Below are 25464 nucleotides of genomic sequence, written 5' to 3'. Positions count from 1 at the left end.
CCGGGATCACCGCCACCGGCCTGCGGACCGTGTCCGAGTGCCGCGCGCCGAAGGAGTCCGCAGGTCGCGGGCGATTGTCGGACCCGCCTGCCACACTCGCGGACATGACCGACCGGTGGGCGCTCGCACCGGCCGAGGACGCGGGCGTGGACGTCGCCCCCCTCGGCCCGGACGGGCTGCCCGCCGGACCGGTGCGGCGGGAGGGCGATCTCGCCGGGGCGGTACGCAGCCGCCCGGAGGTGACCCGCTGGGTGTGGCGGTCGACCGCCGAGGTCTATCCGCGTCTGCTCGCCGCGGGGGTGCGGGTGGAGCGGTGCTACGACATCGAGGACGCCGAGACGCTCCTGCTGGGCCACGAGGGCCGGTACGGCGAGCCGCGCTCGGCCGCCGCCGCCCTGGCCCGCCTCCGCGGCGGCCCCGTCCCGCCCGACCCGCCGCAGCACGCGGCCGCACCGGGCGCCCAGTCCCCGCTGTTCGTGCCCACCGGCACCCGCCTGCCCCTGTCCGACCTGCTCACGGTCTACGCCGACCAGCTCGGACGGCACCGGCGGACCGCCCACCCCGACCGGATGCGGCTGCTGACCGCCGCCGAGTCCGCCGGGATGCTGGTGGCCGCCGAGATGAACCGGACGGGGCTGCCCTGGAGCGCCCCGGTCCACCGCGAGCTGCTGCACACCCTGCTCGGCGAGCGGTACGCGGGCGGCGGCGAGCCGCGCCGCCTCGCCGAGCTGGCCGACCAGATCTCCACGGCCTTCGGCCGCCGGGTGCGGCCGGACCTGGCCGCCGATGTGGTCAAGGCCTTCGCCCAGGCCGGGATCAAGGTGAAGTCCACCCGCCGCTGGGAGATCCGGTCCGTCGACCACCCGGCCGTCGCCCCCTTGCTGGAGTACAAGAAGCTGTACCGCATCTGGGTGGCGCACGGCTGGTCCTGGCTCCAGGACTGGGTGCGCGACGGCCGCTTCCGCCCCGAGTTCCTCGCCGGCGGCACGGTCACCGGGCGCTGGACGACGAACGGCGGCGGCGGGCTGCAGATCCCGAAGGTGATCCGCCGGGCCGTGGTCGCCGACCCCGGCTGGCGGCTGGTGGTGGCCGACGCCGACCAGATGGAACCCCGCGTCCTGGCCGCGATCTCCCGCGATCCGGGACTGATGGAGGTGGCCGGCCGGGAGAGCGACCTCTACCAGTCCGTCTCCGAGCGCGCCTTCTCCGGCAACCGCGACCACGCCAAACTCGCCGTGCTCGGCGCGATCTACGGCCAGACCTCGGGCGACGGCCTGAAGAACCTCGCCGCGCTCCGCCGCCGCTTCCCGACGGCCGTCGCCTACGTGGACGAGGCGGCCCGCGCGGGCGAGGAAGGCCGGCTGGTGCGCACCTGGCTGGGCCGCACCTGCCCGCCGGCGGCCGGCAGCGGCGAGGCGGAGGAGGCGGGCATCCCGGTCGGCGAGGAGGAACCGGAGGTCCAGTCCGGCTGGGTTCCCGGCTACGCCTCGACGAACTCCCGCGCGCGGGGCCGCTTCGCCCGGAACTTCGTCGTCCAGGGCAGCGCCGCCGACTGGGCCCTGCTGCTGCTCGCCGCGCTGCGCCAGGCCCTCTGGGACATGGCGGCCGAGCTGGTCTTCTTCCAGCACGACGAGGTGATCGTGCACTGCCCGGCCGAGGAGGCGGACGCGGTCGCGGAGGCCATCCGCGAGTCCGCCGCCCTCGCCGGCCGGCTGACCTTCGGCGACACACCGGTGCGGTTCCCGTTCACGACGGCGGTGGTGGAGTGTTACGCCGACGCCAAGTAGGCGGCCACGCGGGGCGGCGCGTCCCTCGGCAGCTCCCGCTCCCGCTCCCGGGCCGCTCGGGCCGCAAGGGCCGCTCGGGCCGCCGTCATTCCGCAACTCCGCTTCGCGGGCCGTCCGGGCCGTCGGCGCTCAGCAGTTCCCGCAGCTCGGTGAGGACCGCCTGTTCGTCCGTGCCGTCCAGGGCCGTGTACGCCGTGCGCCAGGCGTCGTACGCCTCCCTCCCCCGCCCCTGCTCGCGCAGCAGCAGCCCGTGCTGGTGCAGGGCCAGCCCGCCCATGTAGCGGTCGGCGCGGTCCTCGGCCCGGCGCAGCAGCTCGGCGCACTCGCCGGCCGCCCGCTCGGTCCGTCCGAGCCGCCGCAGCGCGCGGACCAGGCCGAGCCGGGTCTGCGACTCGCCGTGCCAGTCGCCGTGGCCGCCGAGGATGCGCAGGCTCTCCTCGAAGTGCCGGGCGGCGGCGGCCGGTTCGCCGAGGGTGAGATGGGCGTAGCCGATGTTGCAGTGCGCCGAGTGCCGGACGACGACCGCGCCGATGCGCTCGCCGATCGCCAGCGAGCGCCGGTGCTGCTCGATGGCGGCGCGCGGATCGGTGTGCTCGTAGAGGTTGCCGAGGTGGCTGCGGGTGACGGCCTCGCCGTACGGGTCGTCCAGCAGCCGCGAGTAGGCGAGGCTCTGCCGCAGCGCCTCCCCCGACTCCGCGAACCGTCCGAGCCCCTCCAGCAGCAGCCCGCGGTTGTTCAGGCAGCGCCGGATCCGGGAGGCCACGCCCAGCCGTCCCCAGATCTCCAGGGCCTGGTCGGTCAGGGTGAGCGCGTCGTTCTGCCGGCCGGTCAGGAAGTGCAGCGCCGCGAGGTCGCCCAGCGCGTACGCCTCCGCCGCCTGGTCCCCCAGCCGCCGCGCCGTAGCGAGCGCGGCCCGCCCCAGCACCTCCATCTCGGCGATCCGGCCGCTGCGCTGCACCAGGGGGAAGAGCAGCCGCGCGAGCACCGAGAGGCGGGCGGCGATGTGCGGATCCTCGGTGTCCGCGTTCCGCGCCACCAGCGTGACGACGTTCTCCAGCTCCATGTCGGCCCAGGCGAACGCGTCCCCGGCCGACTCGAAGGACGCCAGCGCGGCCACCTCGGCCGCGTGCCCGGCCGGCTGCGCGGCGGTCGGCCGCCGCCGGTCGTCCTGGTCCGGCCCGGACTCCGCGACCGCCGTCAGCGCCCGTTCGGCCACGGCGCCGTACCAGCGCAACGCGATGAGATCGGCGGTGCCGGTGCTGTCACCGGTGCGGCCGGTGGCGGTGGTGCCACGGGCGGTCGCGCCCGCCGCGGCGGCCCGCGCGTCGGCGTCCGCGAGTTCCCGGGCGAAGTCGCGGACGAGATCGTGGGGGGTGTAGCGGCCGAACGCCGTCTCCTCCAGCAGGGTCACGTCCACCAGCCGGTCGAGGGCGGCCTCGGCCCGCCGCTCGTCGGTGCCGGTGAGCCGGGCGATCAGCGGAGCGCCGTACGTCGGCAGGTCGAGCGCGCCGATACGACGCAGGGCGAGGGCCGCGTCCCGGTCGGCCTCGCGCGCGGCGGCGGCGAGCGCGTCGTGGGCGACGGCCAGGGAGCGCCGGACGCTCAGATCGTCGTACTCCAGATGGCGCAAGCGCCCGCCGGTCTCGGCGAGCTGACCGGCCAGGGCGTCCGGGGTGAGGGCGCGGCGGGCGGCGAGCCGGGCGGCGACCACACGCAGCGCCAGCGGGAGCCGCCCGGTCAGCTCGACCAGGGCGTGAGCGGCGTCCAGCCCCGCGCGGCCGCTCACCGCGCGCAGCAGGGCCGCACTGTCCTCGCCGGTCAGCGGCGCGAGCGGGAAGCGCCGGGCACCGTCGAGCGCGGTGAGCGGCGAACGGCTGGTGACGATCACCGCGCAGCCGGGCCCGGCCGGGAGCAGGGGCCGTACCTGGGCCGCGTGCGCGGCGTCGTCCAGTACCAGCAGGACGTGGGCGGGCGCGAGCAGCGAGCGCAGCAACGCGGCGGCCGCGTCCGGGTGTTCGGGGATGTTGCGGGCGTCCACGCCGAGATCGCGCAGCAGCGCGCCGAGCGCCTGGGCCGCGGTGAGCGGGGTCATGCCGGGGGTGGCGCCGCGCAGGTTGACGTAGAGCTGACCGTCGGTGAAACGTTCCCGCAGCTCATGGGCGACGTGCAGCGCGAGAGCGCTCTTGCCGACCCCGGCCATACCGCTGATCACCGCGACGACCGAGGCCGGCGCGGGCGGCTCGGTCAGCGCACGGCGCAGCTCCCGCCGTACGTCCACCCGCCCGGTGAAGTGGGCCGGCGGAGCGGGCAACTGCGCCGGGCGCGGGGTCTGGCGGGGGGCCGGGGCGGCGGGGACCGGTGGGGAGTGGGGGGTGTGCGGGTGGTGGGGGGAGGGTGGGACAGCGGGGGTGGGGGTGGCGGTGTTGGTGGCCCCCGGGGTGAGGGGCGCGGGCGGTGTGGAGTCGCTGGCGGTGTGCTCGGGGCCGGTGGTGTGCTCCGGGTCGCCGTCGGTGCTGGTGTAGGGCGGTTTGCCCGGCCGCCAGGGCGATCCGGCCGGTGCGGGCGCGGCCGGCCGCGGTGCGCCGTACGCCTCGCCCGGCCGCCGCTGCCCGTCGCCGCACCGCAGCACCTCGACGTGCGCCTCGCGGACCGCGGGGCCCGGTTCGATGCCGAGTTCCTCCACCAGGCGGGCGCGCAGATCGCGGTGGACGGCGAGGGCCTCGGCCTGGCGGCCGGTGCGGTGCAGGGCGAGCATCAACTGACGGTGGTACGCCTCGCGCAGCGGATGTTCGGCGACCAGGGCCGTCAGCTCGGGCACGAGCGCGGCCGGCCGGGCGCCGCCGAGCGCCAGTTCGGCGTCGTAACGCCACTCCAGCAGGAGCAGCCGGGCCTGGTCCAGGCGCTGCACGAGGGCGTAGCCGCCGATGTCGGCGGGGAGTCCGCTGAGCGGGGTGCCGCGCCACAGCGCGAGCGCGGCGGCGCAGGCCCGTACGACGCCCGGCCAGTCCCGCCGGGCGTGCGCGGCCCGCGTCTCGGCGACCCGGGCGTCGAAGACGTGCACGTCCAGCTCGCCCTGGTCGACCCGCAGCACATAACCCGGCGGTACGGCCTTGAGCCGCTCGGGATCGTCCAGGAGCCGGCGGAGCCGGGTGACGTGGTTGTGCAGGGACGCCTGGGCGGAGACGGGCGGTGCACCGCCCCACAGCGCGTCCTTCAGCGACTCGACGGAGACGACCCGGCCGGGCTCCAGCAGCAGTGCGGCGAGCAGGGCCCGGACCTTGGGACTGCCGATGGGCCGGACACCGTCGTCCGGAGCGTCGACCGCGGTGGCGCTCTCGGCGGCCTTCTCGTTCTTATGGCCGGGAACAGGGGTACCGGAGGTGCTGGCGGTACGGGAGGAGGTACCGGCGGCGGTGCCGGGAGCGGGCTCGCCCGGGGCGCCGGTGGGCGGAGGGCCGAAGACGTGGGCGGGTGGGTCGTACGGGAGGCCGTGGGGCGGTCGGTCGGGGAGTCGGTCGTAGAGGACCGGCGGTCCCAGCAGTCCGAAGCGCAGCTCGCACCGCCGCATCACGCCGCTCCACAGCCTTCCCGCGCGGTCGGGGCCGACCCGCGCTCCGCGGCGGGCCCGTGCCCGCCGTCTGCCTGGCGGAAACCCGCCCTGTCCGCAACGGTTTCCCGCCACCTTCTGTGTGCCCGGCCGCAGGCGGAATCAGCCCGTCCGAGGGGCTTTTCCCGCTCTCGAGGGACAACTTCCGGCCAACCGTTCGGCGGCCCGCCGACGAACCGTTGGCCACATGTTAGCGATCCGTTGGCGAATCCTGATGTGATCACCACATCGGATCCGGCTCGACGGCGCGCGCGTATGTCGCGTAACTCGGGGGAGTGTCGCCGCTGGCCGGATCCGGGGACGAACAAGGGCCCCGGCCGTCGGAGGTGAACGACCGGGGCCCCGTCCCGCTTTCCCGCGCCGGTCAGGACGCGCCTCTCACATGGCGCGACCGGCGCCAGGCCGCCCAAAGCTCACCGGCCGCCAGCCGCCCAGCGCTCACCGGTCGCTCAGATCACCGGCGGCCGGCCCAGCCGGGTGAGCCGCCACACCGTCCGCCAGCGCATCGGCCGTCGCTCGCCGGCCGGTTCCCGCAGCCCCTCCGCGAACCCGCCGCACCACGCGCGGAGCCCGGCCGGGGAACGGGTGCGGGCGAGGGTGAGGAGCGTCCACACCCCGAGGTGCAGCGGGACGAGCGGCAGGGGCAGCCGGCGCCGGACGAGCCAGACCCGGTTGCGGGCGTTGACCCGGTAGTAGATGGCGTGCCGGGCCGGTGAGGTCCTGGGGTGCCGGAGAAGCAGCTCGGGAGCGTAGAGGATCTTCCAGCCGGCGTCGACGGCCCGCCAGGCGAGGTCGGTCTCCTCGTGCGCGAAGAAGAACGCGGCGGGCCAGTCCCCGGTCTCGGCCAGCATCGCCATCCGCAGGGCGTGCCCGCCGCCGAGGAACCCGGTGACGTAACCGCCGCGCAGCGGATCGGACTTGCCCACCCGGGGCACGTGCCGCTGCTGTGTCTCGCCGTGCTCGTCGGCGATGCGGAAGCCGACGATGCCGAGGCGGGGGTCGGCGGCGTACAGGTCGCGCACGCGGCGCAGCACGCCGGGGCCGACGAGCAGTCCGTCGTCGTCCAGTTCCACGACGACGTCGACGTCCCCGAACTCCCGCAGCCGGGCTAGGGCGACGTTACGGCCGCCCGGGCAGCCGAGGTTCTCCTCGACGTCCACGGTCGTGACCTCGCCGGGCAGGGACAGTCGGCGGGTGAACTCGGGCAGCCGGCAGCCGTTGCCGACGATCACGATGCGGGCGGGGGCGAGGTCCTGCCCGGCCACGGACTCCAGCAGGGCGTCGACCTCGGCGGGCCGGTTGCCCATCGTCACCACGGCGACGGCGATCCTCGGCGCCTGCACGTCCCTCACCCCATCCGGCCGCCGGCGGCACCGCCGCCCGAACGCGCGCTGCCCGCCGTTCACCAAGATGTCGCCGCCCAGCCACGGGTTCACCGCACCCCGGCCCGCTTTGCCACGTCTTTGACGGCCACCGCCGCCGCCCCTGAACGCAAAAGACCAGCTCAGACAGTGTCTGAGCTGGGCTTCAGTGGAGCCGCTTTCGGGATTCGAACCCGAGACCTACGCATTACGAGTTGTGCGATCTTGGTCCGGGGACGTCCGTGGTAGTCCGGGATGCAGGAGACCCCGCTGGTCAGGCAGGACTTCGGACTTCAGCGGACGACCACGGGCACCGCCGGAATGCGGGCCCGTTGAGACCGTGATTGAGACCGCTACTCACGCCCTGACTCCGTCGGCCCACGCTGCGCACCAGCATGCAGAGAGGAGCGTCAAACGTTTGACGCGTCGCGGAGGGCAGACCGCTCGACTGGAGGGCGTGAGACGCGTTCAGCGTCAAACGTTTGACGCTGCTGCCGACCGGGAGTGGCCAGCGCCGCCGTACCGGGCTATGCATGTCGATGTAATGCATAGCCCGGTACAGTGAGTGCCTGACCCCGTAAGTCTTAAGAGACAAGGAAGGGCCCGACGCTGCGCCTACAGCGTCAGGCCCCAAGGGGTGCAGATCACGAGCCCGGCCGTCCAACATTCGGTCGGGCTCGTACTTTGAGCCCGCCGGCGGGTTCACGCTCTCCCGTCACGACGAGAGGTACCGCACCACTTCCTTGATGACCACGGCGATCACCGGCACCCAGTCCACAACCGCCTGTCGAATCGACCGACGGCGTTCGCACCGCGTGCAGCGACCGTCACCGGATTGCTCCTCGGCCACCTGGCCTCTCCTTCCGTCCCTGAAGTGGCCCTGAGTACAACTCAGGGGTTCGCCTTGAATCGAGGCGAACGACTCGGTGAAACGGGCGGAGGAACCGGGCCTAAGCATAGGCGGGCAGAGACAAGTCGAGGGTGCGGACGACCGCAAGTCGGCATCTTCACTAGTGAAGCAGATTTCGTAATGCAAACTCATCAAGACACATCCTTGCTTCCGTTAGCATGGGACTGATTAGATTCAACTGGGGACAACTTCGCGCAAGTCATTAGCACTGCAAAGACGTAACCAAGAAGACGTAATGCCGCGTTTCCCGAGGTCACACGCCAAGTAAGGCGCAAGGCAGTCAAGTAGACGCAAGACAGAAGCAGCGACCGACGGAAGAGCCGCCGGTAAGCACGTGGCAGTTCTCCCCCAGCGCCGTTTGCCCGGCGTTACTCAGGCAGCGAGCCAATCGATCGAAATTGTGTGACGCAGATCACTTCCCCTGCTGCGCGTGTACCACTACGGAGTGCGCCACCTGAGGCCTGGCCCTACACCTAGACGTGCAGAGCATGCGACGCTTGATTCCGCCAGTTCCAGCAGAGGGGAGAACGGGTGTCGCAGCAGGCCAGCCCTCGGGGGACGTTCCTGAAGGTCGCTGACTCGATAAGGGCTCTGATCTAGGGCAACCCGGAGATGACCGAGCTGCCGTCCCTGCCTGAGGTCATGCGCGAACACGGCGTCTCGCGCGGGGTCGCTATCCGCGCCTACGGCGTGCTGCGGCAGGAAGGTCTAGCCGCGCCCGCGCCAAGGGCTCGCTGGCGCGTTGTTCGGTCCGATACGCAAGTCGACCGTCGCCCTCTCCATGAGCGGATTGCCGAGGTCATCGCGACTGACGGGATCCAAGCCGGGGAAGCGTTCCCGAGTGCTTCCCCGCTGGCCGAGCGGTTCGACGTCTCACGCCCCACGGTGACCAGGGCCTTGGAGAAGCTGGAGGCCGCCGGCGTGCTGGCGAGGGGGGCGGACAGGGCAAGGTGCGGACGGTCCGTGCCGTGCCGGCACGAGAGGAGCGTTCGTAGCTTGCCGACCTTGACCGAGTGGGCCTATCCCCTGGCCGAGTCCTTGCTCGCCGAACCGCTGCCGCGGCGCTGGAATCACTGTCTCGGGGTCGCCAAGAGCGCGCGCACGATCGCGCTCGTTCTTGACCAGGATGCGGACCTGCTGGAGGCTGCCGCCGTCCTGCACGACATCGGCTACGCGCCGGACCTCGCCAAGACCGGCTTCCACCTACCTCCGGGACGTTGCCGGCGCCGATGAGCGGGTCATCAACCTGGTCGCCCACTATTCCTGTGCCTGGATGGAGGCGGAGGCGCGCGGCATGCGCGCCGAGCTGGAGTCCGAGTTTCCTCGCGAGCAGGCGCACCTGAACGACGCGCTCTGCTACTGCGACATGAACACCACGCCGGACGGCACGCCCACGAACCCGATCGAGCGGATCAACGAGATCACGGGGCGGTACGGGCCGGACAGCCTCATCGGGACGTTCATCCGCCGGGCCGAACCCGAGATCCTTGCGTGCACGTCCCGTGTACTCGAACGCGTCGGCGCCGCCACGCGTCAGCCGATGTAGGGAGCCGTACGCGTCTTGTCCTGGGCGTGCTCGATGCGGAGGCGCATCGTGGGGTGCACGTCCAGCTCCGCCAGGTCCGCTGGGTCCACCCAGCGGACCTGCGTCGTCTCGTTACTCGTACGGAGTTCGCCGCCGACCGGCCGCGCCCGGAAGCAGATGCTGAACTGCTGGCGCACCTCGCCGTCGTCGTACTGCATGACGTGTCCGGGGTCCGTGTAGAGCCCGGACACGTCGACCACTTCCGCCTTGGTCCCGGTCTCTTCCCAGACCTCGCGCACGACGGTGTCGCTGATGGACTCGCCCACGTCGTGACCGCCTCCGGGCAATGCCCAGCGCCCGTTGTCGGACCGCTGGATCATGAGCACCTGGCCGGCTTCGTTCTGGACGAAGGCGACGACGGACGGCACCATCATGGAGATCCTGCGGCACACCCAGATCAGTCAGACCCGGCGATACGTGAAGGGACGCTCGCACCTCTCGAAGGACGCGATGCGCCGGATGGGCGACGCCTTCATGCCCCGTCCGGAACCCGCGACTGAGACCAGAAGTGAGACCGGCGACAGCCGTGCGGCCCGCGCCCGGCGCCGTCGCCGCGGGCGCTGAACGACGAAAGACCAGCTAGGGACGTTCCTAGCTGGTCTTTCAGTGGAGCCGCTTTCGGGATTCGAACCCGAGACCTACGCATTACGAGTGCGTTGCTCTGGCCATCTGAGCTAAAGCGGCGTGCTGCCCGCACCATGGTGCGATCGGCAACGTCGGTAAGTCTACACAGTTTCCCGAGGTGCTTCGTACCCACCCCGGGAAGGTGGCCCCGGGGTGGGTGGCAGGGGCTATGAGCAGCGCTTTCGGGCGGCCGGCGGGGTGCCCTGGAGGAGGTAGGTGTCGATCGCCGTGTCGATGCAGGCGCTGCCGCGGCCGTACGCCGTGTGGCCGTCGCCGTCGTAGGTCAGCAGGCGCGCCGAGGAGAGCTGGGCGGCCAGCGAACGGGCCCAGCGGTACGGCGTCGCCGGGTCGCGGACCGTGCCGACCACCACGATCGGCGCCGCTCCCTCCGCCGTGATGCGGTGCGGCTCACCCGTGGCCCGCACCGGCCAGTACGTGCAGTTCAGCGAGGCCCAGGCCAGGCCGGGGCCGAAGACCGGGGACGCCTTCTCGAACGCGGGCAGCGCCTTCTCCACCTCCTCGGGGCCGGAGAAGGCCGCCGGCAGGTCCAGGCAGTTCACGGCGGCGTTGGCCATCATCAGATTGCTGTAGTGGCCGTTCGCGTCCCGCTCGTAGTAGCTGTCGGAGAGGGCCAGCAGCCCGGTCCCGTCGTGCTCCTTCATCGCCGAGGTCAGCGCCTCGCGCAACTGCGCCCAGGACGCCTCGTCGTACATCGAGACGATCACCGCGGTCGTGGCCAGCGCCTCTCCCACCCGGCGGCCGTCCGCGTCCCCCGCCGGGACGGGGCGGGCGTCCAGCGTCCGGAAGAACGCCCGGAGGCGGTCGCCGACCTGTGCCGGCGTGGCCCCCTTGGCGCCCAGCGGGCAGCCGGGATGCCGTACGCAGTCCTTCGCGAACGCCTGGAACGCGGTCTCGAAGCCCGCCGTCTGGTCCAGGTTCAGCCTGCGGGCGTCCAGCGACGGGTCCATCGCGCCGTCCAGCACCATCCGGCCGACCCGCCCGGGGAACAGCCCGGCGTAGGTCGCGCCGAGGAACGTGCCGTAGGACGCCCCGACGTAGTTCAGCTTCCGGTCCCCGAGCACCGCCCGCAGGATGTCCATGTCCCGGGCGGCCTCCACGGTCGAGACGTGCCGCAGCAGCCGCGCGGAGCGGGTCCCGCAGCTCTCCGCGAACGTGCGGTCCGCCGCGACCAGCGCCTTGCGCTCCCGCTGGTCGTCGGGTGTCACGTCCGTCTGCGTGTACGCGTCCATCTGCCGCCCGTCGAGGCACTGCACGGGCTCGCTGCGGGCGACGCCCCGCGGGTCCACCGCCACCATGTCGTAACGGGCGCGGATCCGTGCCGGGTAGCCGAGGGCCGCGTACTGCTGGAGGTACCCGACCGCCGATCCTCCCGGACCGCCCGGGTTGACCAGCAGCGAGCCGAGCGGCTTGCCCGTGCCGGTGGCCTTCTTGCGGGACACGGCGAGCCGGACCGTGCCGGCGCCCGGATCGGCGTAGTCCAGCGGCGCCTTCATCGTCGCGCACTGGAACCCCGGGGCACCGCAGTCGCGCCAGCGCAGCCGCTGGCCGTAGTACGGCGTCAGCGCCGACGGCGTCGCCCGCGGCAGCGCGGCGAGCCCCGCCTGCACCGTCCCGCCGACCGACGTGGACGGGCTCCCGGCGGAACAGGCGGACACGAGCAGTGCGGCGGCCGTGAGCAGGGTGGCCGTGAGACGGGCCGTCGTCCGGGAGCGGGCGTCCCGGGTCCGGCGGGGGCGGGGAGAGGGCCTGGTGTGCATCAGGCGAGCGTAACGCTGCGCGACGACTCAGGTGCGATGCGTGTGGATTGTGCCTCCTACGGGGGACACGCCGGGGCGCTCAGTAGCCGGGCCGGGAGGGCGACTAGGACGTTGGCCTCCTCGACCCAGCCTGCCGCCCACACCCCCCGGTCAGACGACGGCCGCCGTCCGCACCTCCACCGGCACCGCCTCAGCCCGCCCGCAGGGCCATCGTCATCGCCTCCACCGCCAGCAGCGGCGCCACATTGCGGTCCAGGGCCTCGCGGCACGCGGCGATGGCCTCGATGCGGCGGAGCGTGGACTCGGGGGTACTGCCGCGCGCCAGCCGCTCCAGGGCGTCCTCGGCGTCGGCGTTGGCGAGCGCCACGCGCGTGCCGAGCTGGAGGGCGAGGACGTCGCGGTAGAAGGCGGTGAGATCGCCGAGGGCGACGTCCAGGCTGTCGCGCTGCGTCCGGGTCCTGCGGCGCTTCTGCATCTCCTCCAGGTCCTTCATCACCCCCGCCGTCCCGCGCGGCATCCGGCCGCCCTGGACCGCGCCGAGCGCCGCCTTCAGCTCCTCGGTCTCCTTGCCGTCCGTCTCCTCGGCGAGCTGTTTGGCGTCCTCCGCCGCCGCGTCGACCAGTTCCTGGGCCGCCCTGAGGCAGGCGCCGATCTCGTCCAGCCGCAGGGGCAGCCGCAGCACGGCGGCACGGCGCTCGCGGGCCGCCGGGTCGGTGGCCAGCCGGCGGGCCCGGTCGACATGGCCCTGGGTGGCGCGGGCGACGGACGCGGCGACCTCGGGCTCGATGCCGTCGCGCCGTATGAGCATGTCGGCGACCGCCTCCACGGACGGCGTGCGCAGGTTCAGGTGGCGGCAGCGGGAGCGGATGGTGGGCAGAACGTCCTCGATGGAGGGCGCGCACAGCAGCCAGACCGTGCGCGGGGCGGGCTCCTCGACGGCCTTGAGGACGGCGTTGGCCGACTTCTCGTTCAGCCGCTCGGCGTCCTCCACCAGGATGATCTGCCAGCGGCCCGTCGCCGGGGCCGTGTACGACTTGCGGACCGTGTCCCGCATGTCCTTGACCAGGATCTCGGAGCCGACCGCGGCGACCGTCGTGACGTCCGCGTGGGTGCCGAGCAGCGCGGTGTGGCAGCCGTCGCAGAAGCCGCAGCCGGGGGAGCCGCCCAGCGCGCGGTCGGGGCTCACGCACTGGAGGGCCGCGGCGAAGGCCCGCGCCGCCTGTCCGCGGCCCGCGCCCGGCGGGCCCGTGAACAGCCAGGCGTGCGTCATCTTCGACGCCTCGGGCGGCGGCTGGCCGGTCGACGTGGCCGTGACGAGGGCGTCGGCGTCCCGCGCGGCCGCGTCGAGCACCGCGCTCACCTTCTCCTGCCCGACGAGGTCGTCCCACACGGTCATGGGTCACGCCGCCCTTCCGTCACATTCCGCGTTCCGGGATCCATTGTGCGGGCGGGCACTGACAACGAACGCCGCCGCAGGTCCGGGCCCCGGACCTGCGGCGGCTCACCGGCCCCCGGACGGACCGGCCCGGAACCTCTCAGGGGACCGGTCCGGAACTCCCGGACAGGCCGGTCCGGAACCTCCCGGCGGGTCCGGTCAGAAACCGCTCGGCGGGCCTGCCCGGAACCCCGGCGTCCGGTCCGTCCCTCTCAGCCGCGGCGTCCCCGGCCTCGGCCGTCCCGGCTCCCGCGGTCCGCCCGGCCCTGTCCCCCGCCGTCGCCCGGGTCGCCGTGGTCCCGCTCGTCGTACGTCCCGAGCAGTTCGTCGGCCAGCGTCGGCAGGTCGTCCAGCGGGGTCTCCTCGGCCCAGTCGGGGCGCGGGCGGCGGCGGGGCGTGCCGTCGGCGTCGAGCTGGGGCAGCTCACGCGTGCGGGGCTCGGAGCCGTCCGGCCCCGGCCGCTCGTCCCGGAAGAAACCGGGCGGCACCCGGTCCGCCGGGCCGTCGCCCCGTACGGGCGGCAGCACGGCGGTCTCGTCCGCCGCTCCCTGACCCGCGGAGGCCGGTCCGGCCGGCGGCTCGGCGGACACCGGCGGCAGGACCGCCGTCTCGTCCGCCGCGCCCGGAACGATCCGCGGCAGGACGGCCGTCTCCTCGGCCGGGCCGGGCGCGGGCGGCTGCGGCAGTTCGGCGGTCACCTCGGAGTCCGGGTAGGCGCCCCGGGCGCCGCCGCCGCAGCCGCCGCGCTCCTCGCGCACCGGCCGCAGCACCGTGGTGTCGTCCGAGAGGCGCCCGTCCGGCCGCCCGTCCGTCCGGCGCCGTGCCGCGTCCGGAGCCTGTGCGTCCGGGGACACCACCGGGGTCGGGACGGTCACATCGGTGCCCCGGTCCTTGTCCGGTGCGGGCGCCGTGGCCGCGTCGGGGGCCGCGGCCGGTGCCGCGGGCGGGGGCGTGCTGGGCCTGCGGGCCGCCGCGTCGGCCGCCGCCGCGGCCTCGGCGGCCTGCCGCCGGGCCTCCTCGGCGCGCAGCAGCGCCTCCTCGGCCTTGCGCTGCGCCGCCAGCCGCCGGGCCTCCTCCTCCGCGCGCAGCCGGGCCTGCCGGGCCTCTTCCTCGGCGCGCCGCCGGGCCTCTTCCTCGGCCTCCTTGCGGCGCCGCTCCTCCTCGGCCTTGCGGCGGGCCTCCGCCTCGGCGCGCGCCTTCTCCTCGGCGAGCAGCCGCTGCCGCTCCTCCTCCGCGCGCCGGGCGGCTTCCTCGGCCCGCTGCCGGGCCTCCTCCGCCTGCCGCTCGGCCTCGCGCCGCTGCGCCTCCTCCAGCTCGCGCCGCTTGCGCTCCTCCTCCTCGGCGCGCAGCTTGGCGAGCTGCGCCTGGCGCTCGCGCTCCAGGCGCTCCTCCTCGGCCTTGCGGGCGGCCTCTTCCTCGGCCTTGCGGCGAGCCTCCTCCTCGGCCTTCCGGCGGGCCTCCTCCAAGGCCTTGACCTCGGCCTCGGACAGCGGCAGCACGGTGTCCAGCCGGTGCCGGATCACGGTGGTGACGGCCTCGGGCTCCTGTCCGGCGTCCACGACCAGGTAACGGCCGGGGTCGGACGCGGCCAGCGTGAGGAAACCGGAGCGCACGCGCGCGTGGAACTCCGCCGGCTCCGACTCCAGCCGGTCCGGCGCCTCGGTGAACCGCTCGCGGGCGGTCTCCGGGGCGACGTCCAGCAGGACGGTGAGGTGCGGGACCAGACCGTGGGTGGCCCAGCGGTTGATGCGGGCGACCTCGGTCGGGGACAGGTCGCGGCCGGCGCCCTGGTAGGCGACGGAGGAGTCGATGTAGCGGTCCGAGATGACGACCGCTCCGCGCTCCAGGGCGGGGCGTACGACGGTGTCGACGTGCTCGGCGCGGTCGGCGGCGTACAGCAGCGCCTCCGCGCGGTGCGACAGGCCCGCCGAGGACACGTCCAGCAGGATGGAGCGCAGCCGCTTGCCCACCGGGGTGGCGCCGGGCTCGCGGGTGACGACGACCTCGTGGCCCTTGGCGCGGATCCACTCGGCGAGGGCCTCGGCCTGGGTGGACTTGCCGGCGCCGTCGCCGCCCTCCAGGGCGATGAAGAAGCCGCTGTCCGCGGGGGTGGTGACCGGGTCGTCGCCGCCGAGCAGCGCGTCCCGCAGGTCCTGGCGCAGCGGCACGCCGGAGCGGTCGTCGACCTTGGCGAGGACCAGCGCGGCCATCGGCAGCAGCAGCGCGCCGACCAGCATCAGCGTGAACGCGGCGCCGCCGTGCGCGAAGACGAACTTGCCGTTCTCCAGCCGGTGCGGGCCGATCAGCGCGGCGAACAGGGGCGCGATCAGGACGCCGAGCGCTATGAAGACGCGGACCACGGCGTGCAGGTGCTCGGTGGTGCGCGCCCGGCGGTGGTCCTCGGTCTCCTGGTCGAGCAGGGTGTGCCCGGTGTTGGCGGCCACGCCCGCGGCGGCGCCGGCCAGGGTGACGAGCAGCAGGACCGTGGTGACGTCCGGGACCAGTCCGGCGGCCAGCAGCGCGATGCCGGTGACGGCGATCGCCAGGGCCAGCAGCCGGCGGCGGGAGAGCGAGGGCAGCAGGGCGGGCGCGGTCCGGATGCCGGCGGCGACACCGCCGGTCAGGCCCAGCACCAACAGGCCGTACAGCACGGGGCCGCCGCCGAGGTCCTTGGCGTGCAGCACGCACACCGAGACGGCCGCCGCGATCGCCCCGGCGACCCCGGCGCAGGCCGGGACCAGCAGCGGGACGGCGCCCGTACGGCCCTTGTCGACGCCGGTGCCGGTGCGCGGGCGGCGCAGGCCCTCCAGCGGGGACCGCGCGCGCGGGGTGCGCGTGCCGGGCACCTCCAGGTACGTCAGCACGGACAGGGAGGCGGCGAACAGGCCCGCCGCGACGTACGACCCGAGGGCCGCCTGGTGCTGGCCGAACCAGGCCACGCCGGTGCCCAGCAGGTTGTTCAGCAGGCCCGCCACGACCAGGGCGGCGGCGGCCAGCGGGACCGCGAGGAAGCCGGTGCGCAGCGCGAGGCGGCGCAGGGCGTCCAGGTGGTCCGGCAGCGGCCGTACGGTCGCGCCCTCCGGGGGCGGGGCCGGCAGCAGGGCGGGGGCGGCGCTCTCCCGGCAGACCGTCCACAGCCGCTCGGCGACGCCGGTGACGAAGGCGGTGACCAGCAGCACGGCGAGCGCGTCGTCCGGGGTCCAGTCGATCCACAGGGGCGCGACGATCAGCAGCGCGGCGCGCAGGCCGTCGGCGCCGACCATGGTCCAGCGGCGGTCGAGTGGGCCCTCCTGGGCGGTGAGCGAGGTCACCGGGCCGAGGAGGACGGCGCCGAAGAGCAGCGTCGCGAGGACGCGGGCACCGAAGACCGTCGCCACCGCGAACGCCACGCCTCGGTAGCCGCCGCCGAAGGCGCCCGCGGAGATCGCCGCCTGGAGGACCAGGACGACGAGGACGAGGAGGGACAGGGTGTCGCCGACACCGCTGACCAGTTGCGCGCTCCACAGGCGCCTCAGCTGCGGCCGGCGCAGCAGGGAGCGGACGGCGCGCTCGCGGGAGTCCGCGACCAGGGCGTCGTCCGGGGCTGTGGGATGGGCCGTTGGCTGCTCGGCTCGCGTCATGCGTTCAGCCTATCCGCAGGCGCTGACAGCACACCTCGCGTGTCCGTGTCCCCGCGTACGCACGTACGTCCGCCCCGGGGCCGACGGGCACCGGGGCGGACGTGCGCTGGGCGAAGCCGGGAGGGTCAGTCCTCCGTGCCGGAAGCCGTCGCCTTCGAAGCCGTCGCCTTCTTGGCGGTGGTCTTCTTGGCGGCCGTCTTCTTCGCGGTGGCCGTCGTCTTGGCGGCCGTGGTCTTGGCGGCCGTCTTCTTGGCCGCGGTCTTCTTCGCCGGGGCGGTCTTCTTGGCCGCCGCCTTCTTCGCGGTCTTCTTGGCCGGGCTCTTGGCGCGCTTCTCCGCGAGCAGCTCGAAACCACGCTCAGGAGTGATCGTCTCGACGCTGTCACCCGACCGGAGGGTCGCGTTCGTCTCGCCGTCGGTGACGTACGGGCCGAAGCGGCCGTCCTTGACCACGACCGGCTTGTTGGAGACCGGGTCCTCGCCCAGCTCCTTCAGCGGCGGCTTGGCCGCGGCCCGGCCACGCTGCTTCGGCTGGGCGTAGATCGCCTGCGCCTCCTCCAGCGTGATCGTGAAGAGCTGGTCCTCGGCCTGCAGCGACCGCGAGTCCGTGCCCTTCTTCAGGTACGGGCCGTAGCGGCCGTTCTGCGCGGTGATCTCCTGGCCGTCCGCGTCGGTGCCGACGACCCGCGGCAGCGACATCAGCTTCAGCGCGTCCTCGAGCGTCACCGTGTCGAGTGACATGGACTTGAAGAGCGAGGCCGTCCGCGGCTTGACCGCGTTCTTGCCGGTCTTCGGGGTGCCCTCGGGCAGGATCTCGGTGACGTACGGACCGTAGCGGCCGGCCTTGGCGACGATCTGGTGGCCCGTCTGCGGGTCGGTGCCCAGCTCGAAGTCGCCGCTCGGCTTGGCCAGCAGCTCTTCGGCCAGCTCGACGGTCAGCTCGTCCGGCGCGAGGTCGTCGGGGATGTCGGCGCGCTGGTGGTCCTCGGTGTCCTTCTCGCCGCGCTCGATGTACGGGCCGTAGCGGCCGACGCGGAGCACGATGCCGTTGCCCACGGGGAACGACGACACCTCGCGGGCGTCGATCGCGCCCAGGTCGGTCACCAGTTCCTTGAGGCCGCCGAGGTGGTCGCCGTCGCCGTTGCCCGCGTCGGCCGCGCTGCCGGTGACGGTGCCCTTGCCGAAGTAGAAGCGCTTCAGCCACGGCACGGCCTTGGCCTCGCCCGCCGCGATGCGGTCGAGGTCGTCCTCCATCTTCGCGGTGAAGTCGTAGTCGACGAGCCGCCCGAAGTGCTTCTCCAGGAGGTTCACCACGGCGAAGGACAGGAAGGACGGCACGAGGGCCGTGCCCTTCTTGAAGACGTAACCGCGGTCGAGGATCGTGCCGATGATCGACGCGTACGTCGACGGGCGGCCGATCTCGCGCTCTTCCAGCTCCTTGACCAGGCTGGCCTCGGTGTACCGGGCCGGCGGCTTGGTCGCGTGGCCGTCCACCGTGATCTCCTCGGCGGACAGCGCGTCGCCCTCGGCGACCTGCGGCAGCCGGCGCTCACGGTCGTCCAGCTCGGCGTTCGGGTCGTCGGCACCCTCGACGTAGGCCTTCAGGAAGCCGTGGAAGGTGATCGTCTTGCCGGACGCGCTGAACTCGACGTCCCGGCCGTCGGCGGACCTGCCGCCGATCTTCACCGTGACGCTGTTCCCGGTCGCGTCCTTCATCTGGGAGGCGACGGTCCGCTTCCAGATCAGCTCGTACAGCTTGAACTGGTCGCCGGTCAGACCGGTCTCCGCGGGCGTGCGGAAACGATCACCCGACGGACGGATGGCCTCGTGCGCCTCCTGCGCGTTCTTCACCTTGGCGGCGTAGGTGCGCGGCTGCGGAGGCAGGTAGTCGGCGCCGTACAACTGCGTGACCTGGGCGCGGGCCGCGGCGACCGCGGTCTCGCTCAGCGTCGTGGAGTCCGTACGCATGTACGTGATGTAGCCGTTCTCGTACAGCTTCTGCGCGACCTGCATGGTCGCCTTCGCGCCGAAGCCCAGCTTGCGGCTGGCCTCCTGCTGGAGCGTCGTCGTACGGAACGGGGCGTACGGCGAGCGGCGGTACGGCTTGGACTCGACGGACCGCACGGAGAAGCGGGTGTCCTCCAGCGCGGCGGCGAGGGCGCGGGCGGTCGCCTCGTCGAGGTGGAGGGTGCTGTCGCTCTTGAGCCGGCCCACGGAGTCGAAGTCGCGGCCCTGCGCGACGCGCCTGCCGTCGACCGTCTGGAGGCGGGCGACCAGCGAGGACGGGTCCGAGGAGTCTCCCGCGCGGCCGGTCGCGAAGGTGCCCGTCAGGTCCCAGTACTCGGCGGAACGGAAGGCGATGCGCTCGCGTTCCCGCTCCACGACGAGCCGGGTGGCCACGGACTGCACGCGGCCGGCCGACAGCCGGGGCATGACCTTCTTCCACAGCACCGGGGAGACCTCGTAGCCGTAGAGGCGGTCGAGGATGCGGCGGGTCTCCTGGGCGTCGACCAGCTTCTGGTTGAGCTGGCGCGGGTTGGCGACGGCCGCGCGGATCGCGTCCTTGGTGATCTCGTGGAACACCATGCGCTTGACCGGGATCTTCGGCTTCAGGACCTCCTGGAGGTGCCAGGCGATCGCCTCGCCCTCCCGGTCCTCATCGGTGGCGAGGAACAGCTCGTCGGAGTCCTTCAGCAGGTCCTTGAGCTTCTTGACCTGAGCCTTCTTGTCCGCGTTGATCACATAGATCGGCTGGAAGTCATGGTCGACGTCCACACCGAGGCGACGGACCTCGCCGGTGTACTTCTCGGGCACCTCCGCGGCGCCGTTGGGAAGGTCGCGGATGTGCCCGACGCTCGCCTCGACGATGTAGCCAGGGCCGAGATAGCCCTTGATCGTCTTCGCCTTGGCAGGCGACTCGACGATGACGAGTCGGCGACCGCCGTGTGCGGTCTCGCTGGTCGGGGACAACTTCGCTCTTCTCTCCGGTCGACGCTTGGGCCTCCCCAGTCCTTCGTCCCGGGGTCGCGGCGTACTGCTGGCTCGTGTGACGCTGCGGAGTGTGACGCTACATCCCGCCCCCGTGTCAAACGGGAAAAGCCCACAACGGCCACTCGAACGGTAACCCGACTACCGGCATTCCTGCCGCCCGGATCGTGGGGCCGCCCTCGCACCCCTGTCCGGAGCGTAACGCCCCCCTCACGCCGGGGAACGGCCGACGCCCGGCTCAGCACCCGGTCAGGCAGTACGCGGCGAGGGCCAGCGCGACCGTCCCGGCCACGCTCGCGACGGTGGCCGATGCGACCGGACTCACATCGAGGGCCACCGGTTCCCGGCGCCGCAGACGCGTGCCGGTCCAGGCCAGCAGACCGGCTCCGAACAGGGCGAACGCCGCTCCCGCGAAGATCGCCGGTCCACTCTCCATCGCCCGTCCGCCCCTTCCCCGCCGCCGGCCGTGCCCGGTGCCGGGAGGGTGCCACGCGCGGGAGGCCGACGGGCGACATCGGGGTGAACGGGGGGACCGGTACGAAATCGAACGCACTCGAACCGGGAGGCCCGATCGCGTCGGCCATATTTTTCCGGCCGTTTTCCGGAAAGGCGCCGGCGCGCGCGGCGGACACCCCGCCGCGCGGCGCCCGCGCGCTCAGCCCACCGCCAGGACGGCCGGCGCCTGGTGCGCCGGATGCGGCGGCGCCCCCGCACGCTCAGCCGACCGGCTCCAGGAACCCCTGCTCCACCAGCAGCCGGATCTGCGCCGGCGTGCGGTCGCGCAGCAGCACCGGGTCCTCGCCGACGAGCTGGGCGATGGCGTCCAGGATGCGGCCCGCGCTCAGCGTGCCGTCGCACACGCCCGCGAACCCGGCGCCGACCGTGTCCACCTTCGTCGCCCGGCGCATCCCGCGGTGCTGGCGCAGCACCACATGCTCCGGGTCCTCGGCGCCGGGCAGCCCGACCTGCTCCTGGACCACCTCGCCGGCCAGCCTGAAGTGGCTCTCCAGCAGCGCCGCGTCGTCGTGCTCCCGGAGGTAGTCGAGGCGGTCGAAGTGCGCCCGGACCGTCTCGCCGAGCGGCTGCTCGACCGGGTGCGGCCACTCCTCCACCGTGACGACGGGCTCGGCGGACCCGGTCCGGCGCAGGGTGATCCAGCCGAAGCCGACCGCCCTGACCTTGCGCGCCTCGAACTCGTCCAGCCACGCGTCGTACCGCGCCTGGTACTCCGCCGGGTCGCCGCGGTGGTCGCCGGCGTCCCTCAGCCACAGCTCGGCGTACTGGGTGACGTCCTGCACCTCGCGCTGCACGATCCAGGCGTCGCACCCGCGCGGCACCCACGACCTGAGCCGGTCCTGCCAGTCCTCCCCCGCCACGTGCTGCCAGTTCGCGAGGAACTGCGCGAACCCGCCCTCGGTCAGCCGTTCCCCCGCCTGCTGAACGAGCGAGCGGCACAGATCATCCCCGCCCATGCCGCCGTCGCGGTACGTCAGCCGGGCGCCCGGCGAGATCACGAACGGCGGGTTGGAGACGATCAGGTCGAAGGTCTCGTCGTCCCGGACCGGCTCGAACAGCGACCCCGCGCGCAGGTCGGCCGCGGGCGCGCCGGACAGCGCCAGCGTGAGCGCCGTGGTGTGCAGCGCACGCGGGTTGAGATCGGTCGCCGTCACGCGCGTGGCGTGCTGGGCGGCGTGCAGCGCCTGGATGCCGGAGCCGGTGCCGAGGTCCAGCGCGGCGGCGACAGGGGTGCGGACGGTGATGCCGGCCAGGGTCGTGGAGGCGCCGCCGACGCCCAGGACGACTCCCTCGTCGTGCTGTCCGATGCCGCCGGCACCGCCGACCGCGCAGCCGAGGTCGGAGACGATGAACCAGTCTTCGCCGCCGGGACCGCCGTACGGCCGTACGTCCACGGTCGCGGCCACCTCGTCGCCGCCCACGGGCGTGAGCCAGCCTCCCTCCAGCGCCTCCGTCACCGGCAGCACGTCCGCCACGCGGGCGCGGGGCACCGGCTGCTGGAGCAGGAACAGCCGGACGAGCGTCTCCAGCGGTGTGTCGCCGCGGGTCGCCCGCAGGGCGGGCACGGTCTCGCTGCGGGCCAGCGCCGCGTAGGCGGCGGCGCCGAGCAGGTCGAGCAGCCCGTCGGCGGTGAAGGAGGCGGCCAGCAGCGCGTCCCTCAGGCGCGCGGCGGTGTCGGGCCGGTCGGAGGCGGGCAGGGGGGCGGGTCCGGAGTCAGTCACGCCCCCATTGTGGCCCGCCGCGGCGGCCCGGGGCCGCTTCCGCGCGGCCCGGGCGCCGGGGTCAGCCGGCCGTCGCGGGCGCCGTGGCGCGGGCCGTCGCGGACGCGGCGACCTTGCAGCTGGGCTGCTTGGCCATGGCCTCCTTGACGTCGCCCTGCTCCAGCCGCTTCAGCGCCTGCGTGCCGTTGTCGCCCTGCTTGCCGACCTCCTTGGTCTGGCCGGCGACCTCCTTGAGGCCCTTGGCGAACTTGCTCTGGTTCTTGGTGTCGAGCCCGTCGACCGTCTTCTTCAGCCCGGTGTACGACGTGGACAGGTCGGCGAGGTTCTTCGCCGCGTCCCGCTGCAGCTTGGCGCCGCCGTCGATACCGGGGGGCGCGCCGGCGCTGTCGAGGGCGTCCGCGAGCGCCTTGTAACCGTCGGACATGTCCTGGAAGGCCGCCACGTACGTCTTCTGGGCGTCCTTGGGCGGCAGGTTGCTGTCCGTGGCGATGGACGCGATCGAGGCGTTGGCCGACCGGATCTTCGCGGTCTGCGCGGGTATGGCGTCGCACACCGTCTTGGCCCAGGACACCAGCTTGGGGTCGGGCTCCTTGGGGCCGCTGCTGCCGCACCCCGTCATCGCCACCACCAGTACCGCACCGCCGGACAGCGCGGCCGCGAGCTTCTTGTTCACCGGATTGGTCCCTTCCATGGCTCTCGGCCCCCGGAATCTACACGCGGACGGCCTCCCTCCCCGCGCCGGGAGAGGCATCGGTCAGGTTTTGTGACTATTTGCACCGGAGGAGAGAAGGCTCACGAGGCGCGCGACCGCGCAATGGAGGGCGTGCGGCGACCGCGTAACGGAGGGCGTCCGGCCACGCAGCCGAGGGCGTGCGGGGGCCGGACAAGGAAAGCGGGCGGGCGGCACGCCATCGCGCGCCGTCCGCCCGCCCGTTCCACGGGACTTCCGGTCTCGTCCTACGAAACGACCGCCGCGTCGGGCGACTTGGCCACCCGCTCGGTGCTGTCCTCGTCCCCGACGGTGATGCCGCGCCGCTTGGAGACGTACACGGCGACGATGATCACCAGCAGCGCCAGGACCGCGACACCGATCCGGACGCCGATGTTCTTGTCGTCGCCGTAGGAGAACCTGATCACCGCCGGCGCGATGAGCAGCGACACCAGGTTCATGACCTTCAGCAGCGGGTTGATCGCGGGTCCGGCGGTGTCCTTGAAGGGGTCGCCGACCGTGTCGCCGATCACCGTGGCCGCGTGCGCCTCGCTGCCCTTGCCGCCGTGGTGGCCGTCCTCCACCAGTTTCTTGGCGTTGTCCCAGGCGCCGCCGGAGTTCGCCAGGAACACCGCCATCAGCGTGCCCGCGCCGATCGCGCCGGCCAGGTACGAGCCGAGCGCGCCGACGCCGAGGGTGAACCCGATGAAGATCGGCGCCATGACGGCGAGCAGTCCGGGCGTGGCCAGCTCGCGCAGGGCGTCCTTGGTGCAGATGTCGACGACCCGGCCGTACTCGGGCTTCTCGGTGTAGTCCATGATCCCGGGGTGCTCGCGGAACTGCCGTCGCACCTCGAACACCACCGATCCGGCCGAACGCGACACGGCGTTGATGGCCAGCCCGGAGAAGAGGAAGACGACCGCGGCGCCCGCGATGAGGCCGACGAGGTTGTTGGGCTGCGAGATGTCCATGGACAGGGTCAGCGGCGAGCCCGGCCCGGTCAGCTTCGCGCCGACGCCCTGCACATTGGTGGTGATCGCGTCGCGGTACGACCCGAACAGCGCCGACGCGGCGAGGACGGCGGTGGCGATGGCGATGCCCTTGGTGATGGCCTTGGTGGTGTTGCCGACCGCGTCCAGGTTGGTGAGCACCTGCGCGCCCGCCCCCTGGACGTCGCCGGACATCTCGGCGATGCCCTGCGCGTTGTCCGAGACCGGCCCGAAGGTGTCCATGGCGACGATCACACCGACCGTGGTGAGCAGGCCGGTGCCGGCCAGGGCCACGGCGAACAGCGCCAGCATGATCGACGTGCCGCCGAGCAGGAACGCGCCGTACACGCCGAGCCCGATGAGCAGCGCCGTGTACACCGCCGACTCCAGCCCGACCGAGATGCCGGCCAGGACGACGGTGGCCGGCCCGGTGAGGGAGGTCTTGCCGATGTCCCGCACCGGACGGCGGTTGGTCTCGGTGAAGTAGCCGGTCAACTGCTGGATGACGGCGGCGAGCACGATGCCGATGGCCACCGCGACCAGCGCGAGGACGCGCGGGTCGCCGGCCTTGCCCCGGATCGCCGCGTCGGTGACACCGCCGAGGTCGGCGTACCTCCCCGGCAGATAGACGAAGACGGCCACCGCGACCAGCGCGAGCGAGATCACCGCGGAGATGAAGAAGCCGCGGTTGATCGCGCTCATGCCGCTGCGGTCGCTGCGGCGCGGGGCGACCGCGAAGATGCCGATCATCGCGGTGAGCACCCCGATGGCGGGCACCAGCAGCGGGAAGGCCAGTCCGGCGTCGCCGAAGGCGGCCTTGCCGAGGATCAGCGCGGCCACCAGGGTCACGGCGTACGACTCGAAGAGGTCGGCCGCCATGCCCGCGCAGTCGCCGACGTTGTCGCCCACGTTGTCGGCGATGGTCGCGGCATTGCGCGGGTCGTCCTCCGGAATGCCCTGCTCGACCTTGCCGACCAGGTCGGCGCCGACGTCGGCGGCCTTGGTGAAGATGCCGCCGCCCACCCGCATGAACATCGCGATCAGTGCGGCGCCGAGGCCGAAGCCCTCCAGCACCTTCGGCGCGTCGGCGGCGTACACCAGCACGACACAGGAGGCGCCCAGCAGGCCGAGCCCCACCGTGAACATGCCGACGACGCCACCCGTGCGAAACGCGATCTTCATCGCGGTGTGCGAGACGGTGGTCAGATCCTTTTCCGGTTCGCCTTCCGCCGGAGTGGCTTCCCGGGCCGCCGCGGCGACCCGTACGTTGCTGCGCACGGCGAGCCACATGCCGATATAGCCGGTGGCCGCCGAGAACGCCGCGCCGATCAGGAAGAACACCGATCGGCCGGCCCGCTGATTCCAGTCGTCCGCGGGCAGCAGCATGAGCAGGAAGAAGACGACGACGGCGAATACGCCGAGGGTGCGCAACTGCCGGGCGAGATACGCCTTGGCACCTTCCTGGACCGCCTCAGCGATCCGTTTCATGCTCTCGGTGCCCTCGCCCGCCGCGAGGACCTGACGCACCAGGACTCCCGCGACCACCAGCGCGGCCAGGGCGACGGCCGCGATGACGGCCACGATGATCCGATTGTCGTCGGTCAGGACCGCGGCCGCGAGAGAAGTGGGATGACCCGACTGAAGAGGGGTAGAAAGCCCCGCCATTCGTCCTCCTTGACGCTTGGGCTGAGCTCAAGATGTGGACGGATTGTAGGTACCCCGGGGTGATCTAAAAAGAGGACGGTAAACGAAATCAGCCTCCTCCCGCTCTTCAGCAAATGATCGAGGTAACGACACGGGGCCCGAAAGAAGTAACGCCTTCAGGGCATTGACGA

Annotated in this window: 13 protein-coding genes, 1 tRNA gene and 3 pseudogenes; 4 read left to right on the top strand and 13 right to left on the bottom strand. The window is 73.1% G+C overall.

Annotated features, from left to right (window positions below; all coding sequences use genetic code 11):
* Nucleotides 1-104: 104 nt before the first annotated feature.
* Entirely contained in the window at nt 105-1787 is a 1683-nt protein-coding gene (locus ACZ4SV_RS17770; RefSeq protein WP_468005285.1) for a bifunctional 3'-5' exonuclease/DNA polymerase, read from the top strand.
* Between the two features lie 85 nt (nt 1788-1872).
* Here ACZ4SV_RS17770 and ACZ4SV_RS17765 read toward each other — a convergent pair whose 3' ends face one another.
* The 3 genes from ACZ4SV_RS17765 to ACZ4SV_RS17755 all read right to left on the bottom strand — a co-directional run bounded on the left by ACZ4SV_RS17765 (nt 1873) and on the right by ACZ4SV_RS17755 (nt 7605).
* The gene (locus tag ACZ4SV_RS17765; protein ID WP_468005283.1) at nt 1873-5355 is read right to left on the bottom strand and encodes an AfsR/SARP family transcriptional regulator; all 3483 of its coding nucleotides are present in this window, start codon (nt 5353-5355) and stop codon (nt 1873-1875) included.
* Nucleotides 5356-5843: 488 nt separating this feature from the next.
* Nucleotides 5844-6737 (bottom strand): glycosyltransferase family 2 protein, encoded by an 894-nt coding sequence (locus tag ACZ4SV_RS17760; protein WP_468005281.1) that lies wholly within the window; start codon nt 6735-6737, stop codon nt 5844-5846.
* A gap of 733 nt (nt 6738-7470) precedes the next feature.
* Nucleotides 7471-7605 (bottom strand): hypothetical protein, encoded by a 135-nt coding sequence (locus tag ACZ4SV_RS17755; protein WP_468005279.1) that lies wholly within the window; start codon nt 7603-7605, stop codon nt 7471-7473.
* A 672-nt stretch (nt 7606-8277) separates the two neighbouring features.
* Here ACZ4SV_RS17755 and ACZ4SV_RS17750 point away from each other — a divergent pair.
* Together ACZ4SV_RS17750 and ACZ4SV_RS17745 are read left to right on the top strand one after the other, a co-directional pair.
* Nucleotides 8278-8538: pseudogene (locus tag ACZ4SV_RS17750) on the top strand (GntR family transcriptional regulator); the annotation flags it as partial.
* Nucleotides 8539-8661: 123 nt separating this feature from the next.
* Nucleotides 8662-9211, top strand: a pseudogene (locus ACZ4SV_RS17745) (HD domain-containing protein).
* Here ACZ4SV_RS17745 and ACZ4SV_RS17740 read toward each other — a convergent pair.
* Nucleotides 9199-9624: an NUDIX domain-containing protein gene (locus ACZ4SV_RS17740; RefSeq protein WP_468005277.1), complete on the bottom strand. Its 426-nt coding sequence runs from the start codon at nt 9622-9624 to the stop codon at nt 9199-9201. The pseudogene ACZ4SV_RS17745 and the gene ACZ4SV_RS17740 overlap by 13 nt on opposite strands.
* Between ACZ4SV_RS17740 and ACZ4SV_RS17735 the strand changes: the two are divergent.
* Nucleotides 9617-9814: pseudogene (locus ACZ4SV_RS17735) on the top strand (tyrosine-type recombinase/integrase); the annotation flags it as partial. The gene ACZ4SV_RS17740 and the pseudogene ACZ4SV_RS17735 sit on opposite strands and share 8 nt — an antisense overlap.
* A gap of 43 nt (nt 9815-9857) precedes the next feature.
* On the opposite strand, the gene ACZ4SV_RS17730 reads toward ACZ4SV_RS17735, so the two are convergent.
* The 9 genes from ACZ4SV_RS17730 to ACZ4SV_RS17690 form a co-directional block, all read right to left on the bottom strand.
* Nucleotides 9858-9934, bottom strand: a tRNA-Thr gene (locus ACZ4SV_RS17730).
* Between the two features lie 107 nt (nt 9935-10041).
* The gene (locus ACZ4SV_RS17725) at nt 10042-11652 is read right to left on the bottom strand and encodes an alpha/beta hydrolase (RefSeq protein WP_468005275.1); all 1611 of its coding nucleotides are present in this window, start codon (nt 11650-11652) and stop codon (nt 10042-10044) included.
* 190 nt (nt 11653-11842) lie between these two features.
* Nucleotides 11843-13048: a DNA polymerase III subunit delta' gene (locus tag ACZ4SV_RS17720; protein ID WP_468005273.1), complete on the bottom strand. Its 1206-nt coding sequence runs from the start codon at nt 13046-13048 to the stop codon at nt 11843-11845.
* A gap of 251 nt (nt 13049-13299) precedes the next feature.
* Nucleotides 13300-16707, bottom strand: coding sequence for a dTMP kinase (gene tmk, locus ACZ4SV_RS17715; protein ID WP_468005271.1), 3408 nt, complete (start codon nt 16705-16707; stop codon nt 13300-13302).
* A 125-nt stretch (nt 16708-16832) separates the two neighbouring features.
* A complete protein-coding gene (topA, locus tag ACZ4SV_RS17710; protein WP_468005269.1) occupies nt 16833-19676 on the bottom strand; it encodes a type I DNA topoisomerase in 2844 nt (947 codons plus the stop codon).
* 256 nt (nt 19677-19932) lie between these two features.
* On the bottom strand, nt 19933-20130 hold the full coding sequence (locus tag ACZ4SV_RS17705; RefSeq protein ID WP_468005267.1) for a hypothetical protein: 198 nt from the start codon (nt 20128-20130) through the stop codon (nt 19933-19935).
* Between the two features lie 280 nt (nt 20131-20410).
* Complete coding sequence (locus tag ACZ4SV_RS17700) at nt 20411-21931, bottom strand: DUF7059 domain-containing protein (RefSeq protein WP_468005265.1); 1521 nt, start codon at nt 21929-21931, stop codon at nt 20411-20413.
* A 61-nt stretch (nt 21932-21992) separates the two neighbouring features.
* Nucleotides 21993-22604, bottom strand: coding sequence for a small secreted protein (locus ACZ4SV_RS17695; RefSeq protein WP_365941462.1), 612 nt, complete (start codon nt 22602-22604; stop codon nt 21993-21995).
* A 284-nt stretch (nt 22605-22888) separates the two neighbouring features.
* A complete protein-coding gene (locus tag ACZ4SV_RS17690) occupies nt 22889-25294 on the bottom strand; it encodes a sodium-translocating pyrophosphatase (RefSeq protein ID WP_468005263.1) in 2406 nt (801 codons plus the stop codon).
* Nucleotides 25295-25464 lie beyond the last annotated feature (170 nt).

Source organism: Streptomyces sp. NPDC027672, from assembly GCF_055566335.1.
This window is presented reverse-complemented; position numbering and strand designations above follow the sequence as displayed.